This window comes from Stenotrophomonas sp. DR822, assembly GCF_019793815.1.
Classification (GTDB): domain Bacteria; phylum Pseudomonadota; class Gammaproteobacteria; order Xanthomonadales; family Xanthomonadaceae; genus Stenotrophomonas; species Stenotrophomonas indicatrix.
In genome coordinates this window covers 1,818,510-1,836,543 of the sequence record NZ_CP081826.1, presented here as the reverse complement: position 1 = coordinate 1,836,543, position 18,034 = coordinate 1,818,510, and the positions used below count along the sequence as shown (strand labels likewise).

General features: G+C 67.1%; 16 protein-coding genes. 9 read left to right on the top strand and 7 right to left on the bottom strand.

The features are described from left to right. Positions 1-63: 63 nt before the first annotated feature. From K5K93_RS08555 to K5K93_RS08535, 5 genes are all read right to left on the bottom strand, one after another. The gene (locus tag K5K93_RS08555; protein WP_093817448.1) at positions 64-675 is read right to left on the bottom strand and encodes a glutathione S-transferase N-terminal domain-containing protein; all 612 of its coding nucleotides are present in this window, start codon (positions 673-675) and stop codon (positions 64-66) included. Positions 676-762: 87 nt separating this feature from the next. Next, a complete protein-coding gene (locus K5K93_RS08550) occupies positions 763-1,221 on the bottom strand; it encodes a cell wall hydrolase (protein WP_025878087.1) in 459 nt (152 codons plus the stop codon). A 299-nt stretch (positions 1,222-1,520) separates the two neighbouring features. Beyond that, entirely contained in the window at positions 1,521-3,551 is a 2,031-nt protein-coding gene (locus tag K5K93_RS08545) for an NADPH-dependent 2,4-dienoyl-CoA reductase (protein WP_222390579.1), read from the bottom strand. A 101-nt stretch (positions 3,552-3,652) separates the two neighbouring features. Continuing rightward, positions 3,653-4,294 (bottom strand): hypothetical protein, encoded by a 642-nt coding sequence (locus K5K93_RS08540; protein ID WP_093817450.1) that lies wholly within the window; start codon positions 4,292-4,294, stop codon positions 3,653-3,655. Positions 4,295-4,400: 106 nt separating this feature from the next. Next, positions 4,401-5,420, bottom strand: a complete 1,020-nt coding sequence (locus tag K5K93_RS08535; RefSeq protein WP_222390578.1) for a zinc-binding alcohol dehydrogenase family protein — start codon at positions 5,418-5,420, stop codon at positions 4,401-4,403. 358 nt (positions 5,421-5,778) lie between these two features. Here K5K93_RS08535 and K5K93_RS08530 point away from each other — a divergent pair, with 358 nt between their 5' ends. The 4 genes from K5K93_RS08530 to K5K93_RS08515 all read left to right on the top strand — a co-directional run bounded on the left by K5K93_RS08530 (position 5,779) and on the right by K5K93_RS08515 (position 8,847). After that, positions 5,779-6,870 (top strand): OmpA family protein, encoded by a 1,092-nt coding sequence (locus K5K93_RS08530; protein ID WP_093817452.1) that lies wholly within the window; start codon positions 5,779-5,781, stop codon positions 6,868-6,870. A gap of 217 nt (positions 6,871-7,087) precedes the next feature. Next, positions 7,088-7,594: a hypothetical protein gene (locus K5K93_RS08525; protein WP_049467667.1), complete on the top strand. Its 507-nt coding sequence runs from the start codon at positions 7,088-7,090 to the stop codon at positions 7,592-7,594. Positions 7,595-7,614: 20 nt separating this feature from the next. Further along, positions 7,615-8,424 (top strand): pseudouridine synthase, encoded by an 810-nt coding sequence (locus tag K5K93_RS08520; RefSeq protein WP_025878094.1) that lies wholly within the window; start codon positions 7,615-7,617, stop codon positions 8,422-8,424. Between the two features lie 84 nt (positions 8,425-8,508). Further along, positions 8,509-8,847 (top strand): hypothetical protein, encoded by a 339-nt coding sequence (locus K5K93_RS08515; RefSeq protein WP_025878095.1) that lies wholly within the window; start codon positions 8,509-8,511, stop codon positions 8,845-8,847. A 122-nt stretch (positions 8,848-8,969) separates the two neighbouring features. Here the strand turns inward: K5K93_RS08515 and kbl are convergent, their stop codons facing one another. Next, the gene (gene kbl / locus K5K93_RS08510; protein WP_222390577.1) at positions 8,970-10,175 is read right to left on the bottom strand and encodes a glycine C-acetyltransferase; all 1,206 of its coding nucleotides are present in this window, start codon (positions 10,173-10,175) and stop codon (positions 8,970-8,972) included. A 210-nt stretch (positions 10,176-10,385) separates the two neighbouring features. Here kbl and K5K93_RS08505 point away from each other — a divergent pair, with 210 nt between their 5' ends. Continuing rightward, the gene (locus tag K5K93_RS08505; RefSeq protein ID WP_032977413.1) at positions 10,386-11,078 is read left to right on the top strand and encodes a TorF family putative porin; all 693 of its coding nucleotides are present in this window, start codon (positions 10,386-10,388) and stop codon (positions 11,076-11,078) included. Between the two features lie 185 nt (positions 11,079-11,263). Here the strand turns inward: K5K93_RS08505 and tdh are convergent, their stop codons facing one another. After that, positions 11,264-12,286 carry an L-threonine 3-dehydrogenase gene (gene tdh, locus K5K93_RS08500; RefSeq protein ID WP_117309640.1) on the bottom strand — a complete coding sequence of 341 codons (1,023 nt, stop codon included), beginning with the start codon at positions 12,284-12,286 and terminating at the stop codon, positions 11,264-11,266. A gap of 288 nt (positions 12,287-12,574) precedes the next feature. Between tdh and K5K93_RS08495 the strand changes: the two genes are divergently transcribed. The 4 genes from K5K93_RS08495 (at position 12,575) to K5K93_RS08480 (ending at position 18,034) form a co-directional block, all read left to right on the top strand. Then, on the top strand, positions 12,575-14,737 hold the full coding sequence (locus tag K5K93_RS08495) for a S46 family peptidase (protein WP_222390575.1): 2,163 nt from the start codon (positions 12,575-12,577) through the stop codon (positions 14,735-14,737). Positions 14,738-14,959: 222 nt separating this feature from the next. Then, positions 14,960-15,604 (top strand): histidine phosphatase family protein, encoded by a 645-nt coding sequence (locus tag K5K93_RS08490; RefSeq protein ID WP_025878100.1) that lies wholly within the window; start codon positions 14,960-14,962, stop codon positions 15,602-15,604. A gap of 42 nt (positions 15,605-15,646) precedes the next feature. Continuing rightward, positions 15,647-16,918, top strand: coding sequence for a bifunctional tetrahydrofolate synthase/dihydrofolate synthase (gene folC / locus K5K93_RS08485; protein ID WP_222390573.1), 1,272 nt, complete (start codon positions 15,647-15,649; stop codon positions 16,916-16,918). Positions 16,919-16,999: 81 nt separating this feature from the next. Next, positions 17,000-18,034: an SPOR domain-containing protein gene (locus K5K93_RS08480; RefSeq protein ID WP_222390572.1), complete on the top strand. Its 1,035-nt coding sequence runs from the start codon at positions 17,000-17,002 to the stop codon at positions 18,032-18,034.

Genomic DNA, 18,034 nt, shown 5'->3' with positions numbered 1-18,034 from the left:
GCGCCGATGGCACCAATGGGGTCGGAGCCGCCTGCTGCGCAGACGGATCCGACCCCGGTTCCATCAGGCCAGGCCTTCGGCCTTCAGCACCGCCTGCACGCCCGGATCGGCGTCCATCCGCGCCTTGTAGGCGGCCAGGTTGTCCAGGCCCGACAGGTCGACCTTGGCGCCGGCCGCCCAGCGCAGGGTGATGTAGAAGTAGGGATCGGCGAAGCTGCGGAAGCCGGCCAGCCACGGCTTGTCGGCCAGCTGCCTGTCGGCGGTCTCGAACAGGGCGCGCAGGCGCTTGTGCGCGGCAGCGCGGATCGCGTCGTACTGGCCTTCATCGGCGATGAACTTGCCCGGCGCGAACAGCGGCGAGAACGCCGGGTGCACGTCGGAGTTTACGAAGGCCAGCCAGCGGGCAGCTTCAGCGCGCTGGCGCGGGCTGCCATCGCCGCCGAGACCGGCCTGCGGGTAGCTGTCGGCGATGTAGCCCATGATCGCCGCGTTCTGCACCAGCACGAAGTCGCCATCGACGATCGCCGGCACCGCGCCGGCCGGATTGATCTTGAGGAATTCCGGACCCTTCAGGGTGTCCTTGTTCAGCAGTTCGACCTCGAACGGCTGGCCGGTCCACTGCAGGGCGATGTGGTCGGCGGTGGAACAGGCACCGGGCTTGCTGTACAGCTTCATGGGGAACTCCAGGCGGGGTGTGGCGGGAAACCGCCACTATCCCAGAGCCCAGCGGCACGCGGCAACGCTGCCACCGGCAACGGATCGTTACGACTGCCGGGGCTTGAGGTTCTGCACCTTGTAGAAGGTGTGATCGCCGATGGTGGCCACCTGGTAGGCGTTGCGCCAGTTCGGGCTGGCAATGGCCAGCGCAGCGAAGTGGCTGGCGCCAGGCACGATCTCGCGGCGCTCGCCGGCCGGCAGTGCCCAGTTGCGCTCGGCGTCGAAGGCCACGTCCATCGCTTCACTCCAGGCCGCATCGTTGCCCAGCTGGGTGCCGGGGGAGACGATGGTGGGGGCGAACTGCTTGCGCGCGGTCACCACCTGGCACATCGAGTCGCCCCACAGGCCACTGTCGAGGCGACGCAGGGCGACCTCGGCCACGGCCTGCTGGCCACGCAGGGTCTGGTCGCGGGCTTCCAGGTAAACGGTGGTGCTCAAACACAATGAATCAGCGGCCGGCTGCGGCAGCAACTGCGACAGCCAGAGAATCCAGGCCAGTTTCATATAACTCCTTGCTCCGTGTGGGACGCACCTGGCGGTTCCGGCAGCGCAGGCTGCTGGAGGCGGGGTACGACTTGGCGTCATGGGGAGGCGGCCATCGGGGCTGCCCCGTGGGCGGCCCCAAGAACACGATCGTGGATCGATCGGCGGGGTCCGCACCGGCTCACCGGAAACTGGCTGGTGAGCAGAAAGTCGGCGCAAGGTAGGGGGGTGTTGCCGAACGCATCCTGAATCGTCCGGCTTGACATTCAGCTTGGGGGCCGGTGACGGAAATCACATTCCGGCCCCCATTCAGGTGTTCATCAGAGCGCGGCGGCGAGCCGGCTGCCCTGATCGATCGCACGTTTTGCATCGAGTTCGGCGGCCACGTCTGCACCACCGATCAGGTGTGCGGTGACGCCCGCGGCCTGCAGTTCGGCCTGCAGCGCGCGCTGCGGTTCCTGGCCGGCACAGATCACCACGTGGTCGACCGGCAGCAGCTGTTCGCTGCCGTCCACGCGGATGCGCAGGCCCGCATCGTCCACGCCCAGGTACTCGACACCACCCAGCATGCGCACGCCCTTGGCCTTCAGCGTGGCGCGGTGGATCCAGCCGGTGGTCTTGCCCAGGCGTGCACCGGGCTTGCCGGCACTGCGCTGCAGCAGCCACAGCCTGCGCGGCGACGCCTCCACGGCCGGGCGGGCCAGTGCACCGCGGGCCTCGAAGGTGGCATCCACGCCCCATTCGGCCATCCAGCGTTGCGGGTCCAGCGATGGCGAGGGGCCGTCATGGGCAAGGAACTCGCCGACATCGAAGCCGATGCCACCGGCGCCGATGATGGCGGCGCTGGCACCCACCTCGACCCGGCCCAGCAGCACGTCCAGGTAGTTGACCACCTTGGCGTGGTCGGCACCGGGGAAGTCGACCTTGCGCGGCACGATGCCGGTGGCCAGTACGACCTCGTCGAAGCCGGCCAAGCTGGCCGCGTCGGCACGGGTGCCCAGGCGCAGCTGCACGCCGGTCTCGCCCAGCTTGTGGCGGAAGTAGCGCAGGGTCTCGTGGAACTCTTCCTTGCCGGGAATGCGCTTGGCCACGTTGAACTGGCCACCGATCTCCTCGCTGGCGTCGAACAGGGTGACCTGGTGGCCGCGTTCGGCAGCGACCGTAGCGCAGGCCAGGCCGGCCGGGCCGGCGCCGACCACGGCCACCCGCTTCGGTGCGGTGGTCGGGGTGTAGACCAGCTCGGTCTCGTGGGCGGCACGCGGGTTGACCAGGCAACTTGCCAGTTTGTTTTCGAACACATGGTCCAGGCAGGCCTGGTTGCAGGCGATGCAGGTGTTGATGGCCTCGGCACGGCCGGTGCGGGCCTTGTTCGGCCACTGCGGGTCGGCCAGCAGCGGACGGGCCAGCGACACCATGTCGGCGCCGCCATCGGCGAGGATGCGCTCGGCGACGTCGGGCATGTTGATGCGGTTGGTCGCCACCAGCGGCACCTTTACATGCGGCTTGAGCTTGGCGGTGACCCCGGCGAAGGCAGCCCGCGGCACCGAGGTGGCGATGGTCGGAATGCGCGCTTCGTGCCAGCCGATACCGGAATTGATGATCGTGGCGCCGGCCGCCTCGATCGCCTGCGCCTGCTGCACGATCTCTTCCCAGTTGCTGCCGTCATCGACCAGATCCACCAGCGACAGGCGGTAGATGATGATGAAATCCGGGCCGCAGGCCTCGCGGATGCGGCGCACGATCTCCACCGCGAAGCGCATGCGGTGTGCGGCATCACCGCCCCAGCGATCGTTGCGCTTGTTGGTGCGCGGGGCGATGAACTCGTTGATGAGGTAACCCTCCGAGCCCATCACTTCCACGCCGTCGTAGCCGGCGTCGCGGGCCAGCTTCGCGCTGCGTGCATAGTCGGCGATGTGCCGCTCGACGCCGCTGGCCGACAAGGCGCGCGGGGTGAACGGATTGATCGGCGCCTTCAGCTTCGACGGCGCCACCGACAGCGGGTGATAGGCGTAGCGCCCGGCATGCAGCAGCTGCAGGCAGATCTTCGCGCCGTGCTGGTGCGCGGCGGCGGTCAACTGCCGATGCGGGCGCACTTCCCAAGGCCAGGACAGCTTGCCGCCGAACGGCTTGAGCCAGCCGACCACGTTGGGTGCGAAGCCGCCGGTGACGATCAGGCCAACGCCACCTTCGGCGCGCTCGGCGAAGTAGGCGGCCAGGCGGGGGAAGTCGCGCGCGCGGTCCTCCAGGCCGGTGTGCATCGAGCCCATCAGCACGCGGTTGCGCAGCTGGGTGAAGCCCAGGTCCAGCGGGGCGAACAGGTGGGGGAAGGCGCTTTCGTTGGCTGGCGACATGTCGATACGCTTGCGTACGGAAGCGCGAAGGGTGCCGCGAAACGGCGCCCGGGGCAAGGGCTGCCTCGCTCGGTAGCGCCGTGCCATGCCCGGCGACGCGATCACCCCTGGCCGCGCTGCGCGCTCGCCGGGCGTGGCCCGGCGCTACCCGCCGGGCTTCGGCCGATCCCGAACCAGCCAAGCGTGACCCCGCACAACGGCCCGATCAGCAACGCGAAGGCGAGCGTGCCGACGCCGACATTGCCGCCCAGCCACCACCCCAGCAGCAGCACGCTGCCTTCAATCAGGCTGCGCACCTTCCAGATCGGCCAGCCGGTGCGCGCGTGCAGTCCGGTCATCAGGCCATCGCGCGGGCCAGGGCCCAGCCTGGCGCCGATGTACAGGCCGGTGGCCAGCGCCACCAGCAGCATGCCGGCGCAGAACATCGCCACCTGCCAGCCCAGGCCGACCGCCGGCGGCAGCAGCCACAACCCGAACTGGGCCGAGGGGCCGATCAGCATCACATTGAGCACAGTGCCGACGCCGGGCTTCTGCCGCAGCGGCCACCACAGCAGCAGCACCAGCGCGCCGATCACGTTGGTGGCCAGGCCGAACGACAACGGCGTCTGCGCAGCGATGCCCTGCGACAGCACGTCCCACGGCGCGACACCGATGGCGGCGCGGATCATCAGCGAGGCGCCGAAGCCGTAGAGGAACAGGCCGATGATCAGTTGCAGCAGGCGCAAGGGCAGGGCGGTGGGCATGACAGGCTCGGGGAGAGGGAAATCTGTTGCCACCCTATCCCCGAAATAGCCCGCTCAATAGATACAGATGTCGGCCAATCCACTGCGACAGGCTGTGGATGGTGAATCAGTCGTCCCAGCCGGCAAGCGCCAGCTTGCCGATGGTGCGGCCGCCGGCCAGACGCTGATGCGCGGCATCCAGGTTGGCCGCATTGATCGGGCCCAGCACTTCGCTCAGCGTGCCGCGCAACTGGCCCGCGTCGATCATGCTGGCGGCGCGGTTGAGGATGCGGTGCTGCTCAATGCGGTCGGCGGTGGCAAAGCGCGCGCGGGCGAACATGAATTCCCAATGGATGCCGATGCACTTGGCCTTGTAGGGATCGCCGATGCGCAGCGGGCCGCGGGGTTCCACGATCAGGCCTACATGTCCCTGTGGCGCCAGCAGCTGGCCCAGTTCGTCCCAGTAGTGATCGGTGTCGGCCAGGTTGAGTGCCACCTGCACTTCGTCGACGCCAAGCGCCTGCAGCTGCGGCAACAGGGGCTGGCGATGGTCGATGACATGCTGGGCGCCCATCCGCCGGCACCAGTCGATCGAGGTTTCCCGCGAGGCGGTGGCAATGACCTCAAACCCCGCATGGTGGGCCAGCTGGATCGCCATCGAGCCGACGCCGCCGGCACCACCGATCACCAGCAGGCGCTGGCCGGCGTGGCGGCGATCATCAAGCTGCAGGGGCATGCGCTGGAACAGCAGTTCCCAGGCAGTGAGGGTGGTCAGCGGCAGCGCGGCCGCTTCGGCGAAATCGAGGGTGGTCGGTTTGCGTGCCACCAGCCGCTCATCCACCAGCTGATACTGCGCATTGCAGCCAGGGCGGGTGACATCTCCTGCGTAGTAGACCTCGTCACCGGAGGCGAACAGGCTGGCTTCCTCGCCCATCGCTTCGACCACCCCTGCCGCGTCCCAGCCGAGAATGCGCGGGGTATCCAGCGACGCGGCCGGCGTGGCTGCACGCAGTTTCCCGTCGACGGGATTGACGGAAAGTGCTTCGACACGGATCAGCAGATCACGACCACGCGGCGGCTGCGGCGGTGGCAACACCAGATCGCGCAGAGCAGGGGCGGAGTCACGGCACAGGGCGACGGCTTTCATTGCAGCTCCAGCTCGGTTCCTGTCTGCATCATAAGGTTCCTCACCTCGATGGGCGCGCGCTGAACCGCTTTGGGATAACCCGCGCCAAATCTGACGCATCTGGCCGTTAAACCCTTCCAAACCCTTGTGGTGCGTGGGTCTTGCGGATTTTCATCATCCTGTATAGGGTTTCAACGTCGGACCGGTGGCCGGTCGTGCGCGGCGCTTCACATGTTACGGGACTGTTAACATGACCTTCACCCGCCTGAGCATAATGTTCGCGGCGGTGGCGTGCTGAATCGGCTGTCTGAACATCGACGCAGTAGTGCTGGCCCATGCCTCTACCGGTTTCATACCCCCGAAATAGGAGCTGTACTCAATGAACAAGAAGATCCTTACTGCCGCGCTGCTGGGCGGTCTGGCATTCGCCCAGGCTGCGTCGGCGCAGGAGTTCGATGACCGCTGGTACCTGACCGGTTCGGCCGGCTTCAACTTCCAGGACAACGACCGCCTGACCAACGACGCTCCGTTCGTGACCCTGGGTCTGGGCAAGTTCATCAGCCCGAACTGGTCGCTGGATGGTGAGCTGAACTACCAGAACCCGAACTTCGACGCCAACCAGGATCAGAACTGGTCGCAGTACGGCGTGTCGTTCGATCTGCGTCGCCACTTCATCAAGGAAGGCCGCGGCTGGAACCCCTACATCGTGGGCGGCCTGGGCTACCAGAAGTCGGAAGAAGAGTACCCGGCTCTGGACACCAACGGTCCGCGTGATCGCAAGGACGGCAACCTGGCTGCCAAGCTCGGCGTCGGCCTGCAGACCACCTTCGACAAGCGCGTTGCTGTCCGCGCCGAAGTGGCCTACCGCGCTGACTTCGACGACCAGAGCATCGCCGCGCGCGACGAAAGCTGGTTCGGCGACGTGCTGGCTTCGGTCGGCGTCGTGATCCCGCTGGGCCCGGCCCCGGTGGCTGCTGCTCCGGCTCCGGCTCCGGTTGCCCCGAGCTGCGCCGACCTGGATGACGACGGTGACGGCGTCAACAACTGCGACGACAAGTGCCCGAACTCGCAGCCGGGTCAGACCATCGGTCCGGACGGTTGCCCGGTGCCGGTCTCGATCGACCTGAAGGGCGTGAACTTCGACTTCGACAAGTCGAACCTGCGTCCGGACGCTGTGGCCATCCTGAGCGAAGCCACCGAGATCCTGAAGCGTTACCCGGATCTGCGCGTTGAAGTTGCCGGTCACACCGACTCGAAGGGTACCGACGCTTACAACCAGAAGCTGTCGGAGCGTCGTGCTACCGCGGTGTACAACTACCTGACCAAGAACGGCGTCGACGCTGGCCGTCTGGCCGGTCCGATCGGCTACGGCGAGAGCCGTCCGATTGCGCCGAACACCAACCCGGATGGTTCGGACAATCCGGAAGGTCGCGCCAAGAACCGTCGTACCGAGCTGAACGTCCAGAACTAAGTTCTGACGCTCTGCCAGTAAGACAGAGCAGGACCCGGCTTCGGCCGGGTCTTGTTGTTTGTGCGTGTGGCATGGATGAATCAGCGCTGGAAATGCGACCGTTCGTCGGCAATTTGCTTATGAAACCAATGAGTTGCCGTATTCATTGAAAGTGGCGCTTGAAAGATGACGCGGCATTGCTAAACTCGCCGCGTCACTTCCTTTCGTGGATGCCCTCATGCTGCGCTCTGCATCGGCTGCCGTTCTGGCGCTGGCCCTGGTTCCTGCTGCTCACGCTGCGGTTGATTGCTCGGTCAACACCAGCGCCTCGCCGCTGCCGTTGCCGGCCACGGCCGTCGCCCCGGTGGCCGATGAGCTGTACATCCGCAGCAGCCAGCTGGGCATGGCCAGCGGCGTGCTGGGCAGCAGCTACGATCCGTCGCAGTCGCTGGACCAGGTGCTGCAGCGGTTGCGCATCGACGGCTGCCAGAACATCGCCAAGGCGATTCCGAGCGCGCCGGCGGTGAAGCCCAATGATCCGGCCGCGTACAAGCCGCAGACCGAGTTCGACAACACGCCGTGGCGCTTCGACATGAGCCAGAACGGCAAGCGCATGACCGCCGAAGAGTTCGACGCCTGGATGAAGGCCCGCGGTGTACGCGTGGTCAAGGCACGTCCGGTTCCGGCAGCTACCCCGGCCGCAGCCGAAGTACCGGCTGAGACCAAGCCGGTCGACAAGAAGTAAGCGCGGCGGGGAGCAGAGGCTTGCGTACGCGCCGCCCACCTGCTGCCCCCGCTGCCCGCTCCCACGCTGCGCGTGGGCGTGCGAATCCCCCTGCGGTTTCCGCTGGCGTGCGCCATGGCCTGGCGCGCGTGCTGTCCAAGGCCGGCGTGTGTTCGCGCAGCGAGGCCGCGCGCTGGATCGCCGATGGCCGTGTTCGTGTCGCCGGGCGCATCGTCCGTGATCCTGAATTCCCGATTGCCAGCCCGGCGCCGCCGATCGAGGTCGACGGCCAGCCGATGGGCGCACCGCAACGTCTGTACCTGATGCTCAACAAGCCGCGCGGGGTGGTCACCACCGTGCAGGACGAGCGTGGCCGCGACACCGTATACCGCTGCTTCGATGGCGCCGGCCTGCCGTGGATCGCGCCGGTCGGTCGCCTGGACAAGGCCAGTGAAGGCCTGTTGCTGTTCAGCAATGATCCGCAGTGGGCTGCGCGCCTGACTGATCCGCAGACCGGCCCGCACAAGACCTACCACGTGCAGGTCGATCGCCTGCCCGACGAGGACACCCTGGCCGCGCTGCGCGCCGGTGTCGAAGACGAGGGCGAGTTCCTGCTTGCCCTGGCCGTGCGCGTGCTGCGCAGCGGCGACAAGACCGCCTGGTTGGAGGTGGTCCTTGACGAGGGCCGCAACCGCCATATCCGTCGCCTGCTGGCGGCCTTCGACCTGCAGGTGCTGCGCCTGGTCCGCGTTGCGATCGGCGAGCTCACGCTCGGCGATCTCGGCAAGGGCCAGTGGCGGGCGCTGGAGGTCAGCGACCAGCAGCGGCTGGGGGCCGCTGCACCGGGCTGAGTGATGCCCACCGCCGGCGCTTGCCGGCCACCGTTCCAGGCGTAGGGGGCGCCTGGTTGTCGAATGTCCAGAACGGAGCCTGCCATGTATCACCCGACCCTCAAGCAAACCCTGCGCTGCGCCAGCCTGTTGTTGCCGATCGTGCTGTTGACGGCCTGCGGCGGCCACAAGAAGACGGCCAAGGCCGATCGCCCGGCCGAAACCCCGGTGGTTGAAGTAAAGACCCCGGAGCTGGATGGCCGCGGCAGCTATCGCTTCATGATGAGCAACGGCGACCAGAAGATGACCGCCGACCAGTTCGATGCCTGGATGAAAGCCAATGGCATCCGCGTTGCCAAGGGCAACGGCCAGGACGCTGCCGCCAAGCCGGTGGTGGTCGCCAGCAAGGACGAACCCAAGGACAAGAAGAAAAAGAAAAAATAAGGCCTGGCAGGTGCCGACCTTGGTCGGCACGTCCTGATGGGTAGCGCCGGGCCGTGCCCGGCGGGCGCGTGGCGCGGCTATCGGGAAACCGCCGGGCATGGCCCGGCGCTACCCGTGGGTGATCAGCCCTTGATCACGCCCAGCTCGACGCCGATGCGGGTGAACGCATCGATCGCCCGGTCCAGGTGTTCGCGAGTGTGCGCGGCGCTGATCTGGGTGCGGATGCGCGCCTGGCCCTTGGGCACCACCGGGAAGAAGAAACCGATCGCATAGATGCCTTCTTCCAGCAGGCGCTCGGCGAACTTCTGCGCCAGCGGTGCGTCGTACAGCATCACCGGGCTGATCGGGTGCACGCCGGGCTTCACGTCGAAGCCGGCAGCGGTCATCTTCTCGCGGAAGTAGGTGGTGTTGGCGGCCAGGATGCTGCGCAGGTCATCGGCCGCGGCCAGCATCTCGAACGCCTTGATGCCGGCGGCGACCACGTGCGGCGGCAGCGAATTGGAGAACAGGTACGGGCGCGAGCGCTGGCGCAGCAGCTCGATCACTTCGGCGCTGGCGCAGGTGAAGCCACCCAGTGCACCGCCCATGGCCTTGCCCAGGGTGCCGGTGATGATGTCGATCTTCTCCAGCACGCCCTTGACCTCGGCCGAGCCGCGGCCCGTCGCGCCGAGGAAGCCGGTGGCATGGCATTCGTCGATGTGCACCAGCGCGTTGTACTTCTTTGCCAGCGCGGTGATCTCGTCCAGCGGGGCGATGAAGCCGTCCATCGAGAACACGCCGTCGGTGGTGATCAGCTTGGTCTTGCAGCCGGCCGCATCGGCGGCCTGCAGCTGCGCTTCCAGATCGGCCATGTCGCAGTTGGCGTAGCGGAAGCGCTTGGCCTTGCACAGGCGCACGCCGTCGATGATCGAGGCATGGTTCAGTGCGTCGGAAATGATCGCGTCGTTCTCGCCCAGCAGCGGTTCGAACAGGCCGCCGTTGGCGTCGAAGCAGGCCGCGTACAGGATGGTGTCCTGCTTGCCGAAGAAGTCGGCGATCTGCTTCTCCAGCTGCTTGTGCAGGTCCTGGGTGCCGCAGATGAAGCGCACCGATGCCATGCCGAAACCGTGGCTGTCCAGCGCGTCCTTCGCGGCCTGGATCAGGTCGGGATGGTCGGCCAGGCCGAGGTAGTTGTTGGCACAGAAGTTCAGCACCTTGCGGCCGTCTTCCAGAGTGATCTCGGCGGACTGGGGGCTGGTGATGATCCGCTCGGACTTGAACAGGCCCTGGGCGCGGATGGCGTCCAGTTCCTCAGCATAGTGGCGGGTCAGGGCGGAGGAGTCGGTCATGGCGTGGGCACGGCTCAGCACGGGAAACCGCTGATTCTACCGGGCATCGACCGCAGCGGACCGGCCCGGATGGGGCGCCGCCATGGCCGGCACATGTTGCATCGCAATAGCAAACGGGTTAAAAATTCGTGAACCGGGCCCGTCTGGCTCCGGTTGCTGCGCCCGCTGCAGATCCCGCCTTCCACGCCACCGCCCCCACCGGAGACGCTCATGAAGCACGCCCGTGCCTGCCTCGCCATTGCCGCCGCCCTGACCCTCGCGCCGTTCGCCGCCAGCGCCCAGGACAACGAATCTCCGTACAGCTGGAACGTCACCGCCGTCTCGGACTACCTGTTCCGTGGTGTGTCGCAGACCGATGAGGATCCGACCCTGCAGGCCGGCTTCACCTACACCAGCCCGGTGGGCCTGTATGCCGGCGTCTGGGGCTCGGGCGTGGACTTCGGTCCGGGCGATCCGAAGACCGAGGTCGACTACCTGATCGGCTACGGCGTGGACGTGACCGAGCGCGTCAACTTCGACGTGCTGTTGAATCGCTACACCTACCTCAAGGCCAGCCACCAGAACTACAACGAGCTGATCACCACCACCACGCTGGACGACACCTACAAGCTGACGGTGGCCTACAGCAACGATGTGTGGAACAGCAGCACCGACGGCTGGTACTTCGGCCTGGGTGGCAGCTGGGGCCTGCCGAAGGACTTCACGCTCAACGCCAACGTCGGCCGCAGCACCTTCGAGGACGGTATCGCCAAGGACTACACCGACTGGAACGTCGGCGTCGCCCGCCAGTTCGGCCTGTTCAATGTCGGCCTGGGCTACTACGGCACCGATGGCAATGGCCGCGACAACTCCGGCAAGCTGGCCCACAGCCGGGTGATGCTGAGCGTGGCCGTAGGCAAGTAACGCCGCAGGCGTTACGGTAGGTGTCTGGCTTGCCTGGCACGCTTCACGAAAAAGGCGCCCAATGGGCGCCTTTTTCGATTCCGCAGCGTTCTTGATCCCAACTGGGGGAGAGCCCCCTTGTTGTTCAAGGGGGCGCGCCGACGGCGCGGGGATAAGGAAGCCTGCGGGGGAATTGACCCGAAGGGTCAATTCCAGCTGAGAACCACCTTGCCGGCCTTGCCTTCTTCCATCAGGTCGAAGCCCTTCTGGAAGTCGTCGATCGGCAGCTGGTGGGTCATCACCTTGCCGAGCGGGAAGCCGGACAGCACCAGCTGGGTCATCTTGTACCAGGTCTCGTACATCTTGCGGCCGTAGATGCCCTGCACGGTCAGGCCCTTGAAGATGATCTTGTCCCAGTCGCAGCCGGCGCCCTTGGGCATGATGCCGAGCATGGCGATCTTGCCGCCGTGGTACATGCAGTCGAGCATGTCGTTGAACGCGCGCGGGTTGCCGCTCATTTCCAGGCCCACGTCGAAGCCCTCCATGTGCAGTTCCTTCATCACGTCCTTCAGCGACGTGTTGGCGACGTTGACCACGCGGGTGGCGCCCATGTCGGCGGCCAGCTTCAGGCGGAAGTCGTTGACGTCGGTCACCACCACGTTGCGTGCACCGATGTGTTTGCAGATGCCCGCCGCGATGATGCCGATCGGGCCGGCGCCAGTGATCAGCACGTCTTCGCCGATGACGTTGAATTCCAGCGCGCAGTGCGCGGCATTGCCGTACGGGTCGAAGAAGGCGGCCAGCTCGGAAGGGATCTGGTCGGGGATCGGCCACAGGTTGCTGGCCGGCATCACCATGTATTCGGCGAACGCGCCGTTGACGTTGACGCCGATACCGACGGTGTTCGGGCACAGGTGCGGACGACCGCCGCGGCAGTTGCGGCAGTGGCCGCAGACGATGTGGCCTTCGGCCGACACGCGCTGGCCGATCTCGTAGCCGGTCACGCCCGGGCCGATCTGCGCGATGCGGCCGACGAACTCATGGCCGATGGTCAGGCCCGGCTTGATCGTGCGCTGGCTCCATTCGTCCCACAGGTAGATGTGCAGGTCGGTGCCGCAGATCGCGGTCTTTTCCAGCTTGATCAGGACCTGGTTGGGGCCCGGGGTCGGCACCGGAACCTCTTCCATCCAGATGCCCTTGGCCGCTTCGCGCTTGACCAGGGCCTTCATCGTTTGCTGCGCCATCGGGTGGAACTCATCAGGGGGAAAGCGCGGATTATAGGGCGCCACGCGGATTTCCCATGCTGCGCTGCGGGCGCAGCGGTGCAACGAATGCTGTGCGCAGGCGGGCGTTTCGAACAGCGCCGCTGCGCTCGCCGGGCATGGCCCGGCGCTACCGGCAGATCGCGCGGGTAGCGCCGGGCCATGCCCGGCGGGCCGGGGCCCATGACTTCCGGGGTTCGGGCCGGGGCAGGGCGGCGGGCTACAATCGAGGGTTCCACTACCAGGGGCCGCTCCATGCGCTCGAACCTGCTTGCATTCTCCGTCGTCGCCAGCCTTGGGCTGGTCCAGGTCGCCCATGCCGCTGAAGGCATGTGGGTGCCGCAGCAGCTGCCGGAAATCGCCGGCCCGCTGCAGAAGGCCGGCCTCAAGCTGTCCCCGGAACAGCTGGCCAACCTGACAGGTGACCCGATGGGCGCGGTGGTCGCGCTGGGCGGCTGCACCGCCAGCTTCGTCTCCCCGCAGGGCCTGGTGGTCACCAACCACCACTGTGCCTACGGTGCGATCCAGCTGAACTCGACCGCACAGAAGAACCTGATCAAGGACGGCTTCAACGCGCCCAAGCTCAGCGATGAACTGAGTGCCGGCCCGAACGCCCGCGTGTTCGTGCTCGACCAGATCACCGACGTCACCGCCCAGGCCAAGGCGGCCATCGCCGGCGCCGGCAAGGACCCGCTGGCCCGCAGCCGTGCGCTGGACGCTTTCGACAAGGCCCAGGTCGCCGCGTGTGAAGCCGATGCCGGCTTCCGCTGCCGCCTGTATTCCTTCTCCGGCGGCAACACCTACCGTCTGTTCCGCAACCTGGAAATCAAGGACGTGCGCCTGGTCTATGCACCTCCGGGCAGCGTCGGCAAGTTCGGCGGTGACGTCGACAACTGGATGTGGCCGCGCCACACCGGTGACTTCTCGTTCTACCGTGCCTACGTCGGCAAGGACGGCAAGCCGGCGGCGTTCTCGGCCGACAACGTGCCCTACCAGCCCAAGCACTTCCTGAAGTTCGCCGATACGCCGCTGGGCGCCGACGACTTCGTGATGGTGGCCGGCTACCCGGGCCGCACCAACCGCTACGCGCTGGCCGGTGAGTTCAACGAGACCGCCAGCTTCACCTACCCGACCATCGCCCGCCACTACAACGCGGTGCTGAAGATGATCGCCGACGCCGGCAAGGCCGACGCCGACGTCAAGGTGAAGTACGCCGCCACCGCGGCCAGCATGAACAACGTGGCCAAGAACTACCTGGGTCAGCTGGAAGGCTTCAAGCGCATCGATGCCGCCGGCCAGAAGCAGGCCGAAGAAGCGGCGGTGCTGGCCTGGCTGAAGAAGCAGGGCGCTGCCGGCAAGCCGGCGCTGGCTGCACACGCGCAGCTGCTGCAGCACCTGGATACCAGCAAATCCACGCGCGAGCGCGACCTGTTCGTCGGCCAGTTCAACAACACCTCCGCGGTGGGCGCGGCCATCACCCTGTACCGCCTGTCGATCGAGCGCAGCAAGCCCGACGCCGAGCGCGAAGCGGGTTACCAGGATCGCGACCTGACCACCATCGAGGGCAGCCTGAAGCAGATGGATCGCCGCTACGTGGCGAAGATGGACCAGCAGCTGCAGACCTACTGGCTGGACCAGTACGTGGCCCTGCCGGCCGCGCAGCGCGACAACGAAGTGCTGAACACGTGGTTGGCCGGCAGCGATGCCACTGCGGTGAAGTCGCTGGTGACCAAGCTGGGCGGCACCGGACTGGGCAGCCTGGACACCCGCCTGAAGTGGTTCAAGGCCGATCGCGCTGCGTTTGAAGCCAGCAATGATCCGGCCATCCAGTACGCGGTGGCCGTCATGCCGGCGCTGCTGAAGCAGGAAGAGCAGAAGAAGATCCGCGAGGGCGAATCGCTGACCGCTCGTCCGCTCTACCTGCAGGCCGTGGCCGACTACAAGAAGAGCCAGGGCGAGTTCGTCTATCCCGATGCCAACCTGTCGCTGCGCATCACCTTCGGCAACGTGATGGGCTATGGCAAGGACGGCGTGAAGTACACCCCGTTCACCACCCTGGAAGGTGTGGTGGCGAAGGAAACCGGTGAGGATCCGTTCGACTCGCCGAAGGCCCTGCTCGATGCGGTCAAGGCCAAGCGTTACGGCGGACTGGAAGACAAGCGGATCGGTTCGGTACCGGTGAACTTCCTGTCCAACCTGGACATCACCGGCGGCAACTCCGGTTCGCCGGTGCTCGATGCCAACGGCAAGCTGGTCGGCCTGGCCTTCGACGGCAACTGGGAATCGGTCAGCTCCAACTGGGTGTTCGATCCGGTGATGACCCGCATGATCGCCGTCGACAGTCGCTACATGCAGTGGATCATGCAGGAAGTGGCGCCGGCGCCGCAGCTGCTGAAGGAACTGAACCTGGCCAAATAAGGTAGTGCCGGCCGCTGGCCGGCAACCCGGCAGGCTCTGCCGGGCGGTGCATCCACGCATGGCGTGGATCTACCGCCATCCTGAAACCCCGCGACGTCTGTCGCGGGGTTTTTTCATGGTCCGACCGGCCGGGTCCGCCGAACAGGTATCATCCCTGTTCCGCGCACTTCACAGGATGTGAACAATGCGCCGGAACTCCTCCCCCAAGGACCCCTTGTTCGCATGCGCATCCTGCTTGCCCGTCACGGCGAAACGCCGTGGAACGCCGAAGGCCGCTACCAGGGCCAGATCGACATCCCGCTTTCGCCCATCGGTGAGGCCCAGGCCCAGGCGCTGGGCGCCCGCCTGGCTTCGGTGGACATCACCCGCGCGGTGGCCTCGCCGCTGTCACGCGCCCAACGCACCGCGCAACTGGCCCTGGGTGCTGCACGCGCCGACATGCTGCTGACCGAGCCGGAGCTGCAGGAAATCGCCCACGGTGAGTGGGAAGGCCTGCTGGCCAGCGAAATCAACGAAAAAGACCCGTCGCGCCTGCAGGCGTGGCGCAATGAACCGGACACCGTGCTGATGCCCGGTGGCGAATCGCTGCGCCTGGTGCTGGAGCGCAGCTGGCGCGGCCTGGCCCGCGCCGCCGAAGGCCTTGGCGAACACGACACCCTGCTGGTGGTCGCCCACGATGCAGTCAACCGGGTGATCCTGTGCAAGGTGCTGGGCCTGCCGTTGTCGCGGCTGTGGACCTTCCGCCAGGCGCCGACCACGCTCAACCTGCTTGAAGGCGCCGACCTGGACAGCCTGGAAGTGGTGCGCCTGAACGACTGCGCCCACCACACGCCGTTCTTCGGTGAAGCCAAGCACCGCGCACTCTGAATCTTCTGCCCTGAACCACCTGCACCTGTTGGAAGCCTTGCCGTGAAGAACACCCCGACCACTCTGGCCGAATGGCTGGACTACATTGAACGCCAGCATCCAGCCAGCATCGACATGGGACTGGAGCGCGTGCGCACCGTGGCCACCGCGATGGGCCTGGGCACGCCGGCCAGGCACACCATCGTGGTCGGTGGTACCAACGGCAAGGGTTCCACCGTCGCCTTCATCGAGGCCATCGCGCGTGCTGCGGGCTGGAAGGTCGGCGCGTACACCTCGCCGCACCTGCTGCGCTACAACGAGCGCGTGCGCATCGATGGCCAGGATGTCGATGACGCCGCACTGGTGGCCGCGTTCAACACGGTCGAGGCAGCGCGCGGTGATGTGACGCTGACCTACTTCGAGTACGGAACGCTGGCCGCGCTGCAGTTGTTTGCCGATGCCGATCTTGATCTGGCCGTGCTGGAAGTGGGCCTCGGTGGCCGCCTGGATGCGGTCAACATCGTCGACGCCGACGTGGCGGTGATCACCACCGTGGACATCGATCACGCCGAATGGCTGGGCGAGGATCGCGAGGCCATCGGTGCCGAGAAGGCCGGCATCATCCGCGGCTGGAAGCCGGTGATCCTGGGCGAGACCGATCCGCCGTCGAGCGTGCTGGCGCGCGCCTACCTGGTGGGTGCCAATGCGATCCGCGGCGGCAGCGACTATTTCTACGAACCGATCGACGCGCAGCGTTGGCGCTGGCGCGATGTCGGCACCCGCCTGGAGCTGCCGACGCCGACGCTGGCCGGGCCGATCCAGCTGGCCAACGCCGGTGCGGCGATCGCGGCGCTGCGCGCGCTGGACAGGCCGGTGCCGCGCGCGGCATGGGCCGCAGGCGTGGCAGCGGCGCGCATCTCCGGGCGCCTGCAGGCGTTCGAGCGCGATGGCGTGCAGGTTCGCGTCGATGTCGGCCACAACCCGCAGGCAGCCGGCCAGCTGGCGCGCGCGCTGAAGGCCGAAGCATCGCCCGGGCGCACCCTGGCGGTGTACGCCGCGCTGCAGGACAAGGACGCCGTGGGCGTGGTGCAGGCCCTGCAGGAGGTAGTGGGCGACTGGACGCTGGCCGGGTTGGATGGCGCGCGTGGGCAGAGTGCGGGAGAACTGCAGGCACGGCTGGCCGCTACCGCGGCAGCAACTGCGGCGCTGGCCGGCACGGTCGAACAGGCGCTGGCGCAGGTGCTGGCCCGCGCCGAGCGCGGCGACCGGGTGCTGGTATTCGGTTCCTTCCATACCGCCGCCGCTGCGCTGCAATGGCTGCAGGCCCACGCCTGACCGCCGTTCAGCCATTACCGACGCCGTGCGGTCGCGCACCCGTATAATCGACCGCAACGTCCAGCCTGCCGCCTGCCCTACGTGGATACGCCCCTGAAACAGCGTCTGATTGGTGCCATCGTCCTGGTGGCCTTGGCCGTCATTTTCCTGCCGATGCTCGTCAAGGGCCCGGCCCCGGACAGCGGTGTCGCTTCTGTGCCGATCGCCGCGCCCGATGCGCCGGCCGATGGCCAGTTTGAAACCCGTGAACTGCCGCTGGTCGCACCGGCCGGTGGCGCCACCGGATTGCAGAGTGGCCAGGCCCGTCCCGTCGAGGAGGCTGCCGCCCCGGCAACACCGCCGACCGAGGACACTTCGCCAGCCGTCGCCGCCGGCAACTACGCGGTGACGTTCGGCGCCTACGGCAGCCAGGCCGACGCCGATGCGGTGATCGCCTACCTCAAGCGTTCGCAGCTTCCGGGCTTCATCGAGACCGCATCGATCAACGGTCGCCCGGCCTGGCGCGTGCGCGTTGGGCCGTATGCCGACCGTGCCCAGGCCGAAGCGGCCCGGCTGCAGGCGGTGAAGGTGCGTGCCGACGTGAAGGCAGAAGTCATCACGCTCGATGCGAAACCCTCCACCAGCGCACCGGTGGCAAGCACGCCGACGCCCGCGCCGAGCGCCAGTACTCCCGTCGCGGCGGCCACGCCGTCGGCGACCGGCAACCCGGTGCGCAGTGAAAGTCTGCCGCCGAGTACGCCGACTGCAGCAGCGCCGCCGGCCGCCAAGCCGGTGGCCAAGCCGGAACCGAAGCCCGAACCCAAGCCCGAGCCCAAGCCCGAAGCGACCGCCAGCAAGCCGGCCACGCCGCCGAGCACGCCGGCCGCACCGGCCGCCAGCGGAGTGGGGTTTGCCGTACAGCTCGGCGCATTCGGCCAGGCCAACGATGCCAACGCCCTGCGCGACAAGGTGCGCGCGGCAGGCTTCAGCGCCTTCGTCGAGCAGGTGCGTACCGAAAAGGGTAGCCTGCACCGCGTCCGTGTCGGGCCGGTCGCCAACCGCGCCGATGCTGAACAGTTGAAGGCGCAGGTCGCCGCCAAGGTCGGCGTGGCCGGCATGGTGCGACCGCACCCATGA